Source organism: Protofrankia sp. Cr1 (assembly GCF_963555865.1).
GTDB lineage: Bacteria > Actinomycetota > Actinomycetes > Frankiales > Frankiaceae > Protofrankia.
Genome location: NZ_CAUVXO010000037.1, coordinates 23,191 through 25,495, shown reverse-complemented (window position 1 = coordinate 25,495; position 2,305 = coordinate 23,191). Strand labels below are relative to the sequence as shown.

Here is a 2,305-nt window from a genome sequence, read left to right as displayed (position 1 = left end):
GCTGGCCTACAACGATCCGTCGGGGCGTTTTTCGCTGGGTGGCGTTTTTAAGTCAGTCGTTGGGGTGCTGGATCCACGGAAGGCCGTTGTCGGGATTTACCAGTTCTTTACGTTTAATTCTGGTGGATCATCAGATGGTCCGAATGACGGGATCGCGACGATCTATGTCCTGCCGTATCCTCCGGTAGATCCGGTGGTGCCGCTGCCGAGCTATCCGGCGCCGGGGCCGACTACAGATGGGCCGGTCGACCGTTCTGGCGCTGGGTCTTATGTCCGGTCTGGGGTGGGTGGGGGTACGGGGTCGGGGCGTGGTGGCGGCGGGTCGGGGGTGGCGGTGTCGCGTTCGCCGTCGGCGGGCTCGCAGGTGCGGCCGGTGGGGCCGCCGCCGGTGGTGCCGTTTGATGCGACGCCGCGGGCGGTGAATCCGCAGGGTGGGCCGCCGATTCGCGCGTCGGTGGGTGGGGCGCCGATTTCGGGTCGGCAAGGGGTGTCTGCAGGGCCGGGGATTGCGGTTGGTGCGGGGTTTACGGCGCAGCCTTGTTCGGTGGACTGTGCGGGGTCCGTTCCGGTGCCGTCCGGGCAGAACCAGTCGTGGTTGGACCGTGGGCTGATTGGTGGGATCGTGCATGGGACGGTGCGAGCTGTGGGTTCGGCCGCGAATGTGGCGGGCTATCTGCTCCAGAATCCCAGCGATATCGGCAAGCTTGCCGGTGATACCGCGCTCATGGCGTTGGGCGTTGTGTCGATGGTGGTGGGTGCCGGTATGGATGCCGGTGGTGCGTTGCTGGTTCCGACGGTTGTTGGTACGCCGGTGGCGGTGCCGATGGTTGCTGTCGGCACTTCTCTGATGACGCTTGGGGCTGGTCTTGCCGGTGCTACGGCGGTCCGGACCGGACTTGATCTTGCAGAGATGCGAGGCGAAGCCCGGACGGGCAGCCTTGCCGGGAAAGCTCCAGAAAATCCGGCTATTGATGCTGGGAATTATCGCGGCAGGTTCCAGGCATTCCTTCAACGCAATGGAATGAAAAGGTTGCCGGATGATTGGGATGCGCACCATGCAATCCCGCAGGAGTATCGCGGGAATCCCGAGTTTGCAGATTTTGACTTTGATGCGCCCACCAACATGCGTGGAGTTCCGGGTAGTAGAATGGATTCGCGCGGCGCCAACATTCATCAGGATATTACAAATCAATGGAAGTGGTTCAAGGAGGTAAATCCCGACGCTACGCGGGCAGAGATCGAAGATTTCTCTAGGCAGATGGATAGGAGTTACGGTGCCTATTTCTGGGGCGAACCTAGATAGCTGGATCGACGAGATTTCGCAACTTTCATCAGATTTCACGAGGAGCTTCGAGGGGAAGTTCGGATACCCACCAGGGGAGAATTATGTACGCAGAGTGAAGCCTGGGTTGGAGCGCAGATCAGTTCAATTGCTTTCAAGTACCGGAATTGTTGGGGATCTTCTAGATTTCTACTCGCTTGTCGAGGAAGTTTCCCTGCCTGATGTTGGGTCCGGTTTCTTCATCCACTCGGCCGATTCGCTTGTTGATGGGATTCGAGGTGGCCAGCCGACGAAAGTGGCTGGCTTTATCGAAGACTCGATCATCGTATTCGGCTCGGATGGAGGCGGGGCATTGTTTGCTCTTAATTCATTGGGAATGGTCGTTTATCGATTGGATGGCGGATCTCTAGTTGGTTCCGTCTATGAGGTTGATGAATCCGGAGTGAATATCCTTGCGCGTGACCTCTGGAACTTCTTAGAGTACCTCCGTGGTGAGCTCCGTCGGAGTTATTCATCATGATTCTTATGGACTTGAGTTTCGCAGCCTTTCTTGATCTCAACGAGTGGGCGCAAGAGTATATTGGTTTGCGGGATGGGTGTGGCTCTTCTGGAGTGGGAAATCTTGAACCAAAAGCGTTTGCCTCGTTAGGGTTTGCAGATTTTTAACTCGCCGTCTTGATCTCTGGTGGACGGGTGCTTCCCGCTGCGCTGGCGAAGGTGTAGATGTCGTCGAGGGTGGCAAGCCGCTCTTCGGCGGGCTGGATGGCATGTCCGGCTGAGTCCAGGAGCTGGCGAATGTCGCGGATACGCTTATTGATCGTTTCCGGTCGGACGTTGAGCAGGGTCGCGATGGTGACCTGGGGTAAGGCGAGCCGGTGATGCGTGGGCGGTGGCCGCGCCGTTTGGTCAGGTCCGCTTCCCGTTGGGCGTCGTGGAGCGTGGTCAGAGAGTGGGCCAAAGGGCGCGCGACGATCGTCAGATCGCGCGCCCGGAGGCCGCAGTCTGCGGAGCACTGACGGGCAT

The 2,305-nt window shown here is 59.1% G+C and carries 1 protein-coding gene and 1 pseudogene; both read left to right on the top strand.

Annotated features, from left to right (window positions below; all coding sequences use genetic code 11):
• Positions 1-1,303 (top strand): annotated as a pseudogene (locus U9980_RS05915) (hypothetical protein); the annotation flags it as partial.
• The gene (locus U9980_RS05910) at positions 1,275-1,802 is read left to right on the top strand and encodes a hypothetical protein (RefSeq protein ID WP_322767012.1); all 528 of its coding nucleotides are present in this window, start codon (positions 1,275-1,277) and stop codon (positions 1,800-1,802) included. The pseudogene U9980_RS05915 and the gene U9980_RS05910, both read left to right, overlap by 29 nt.
• The last annotated feature ends 503 nt before the right edge of the window (positions 1,803-2,305 follow it).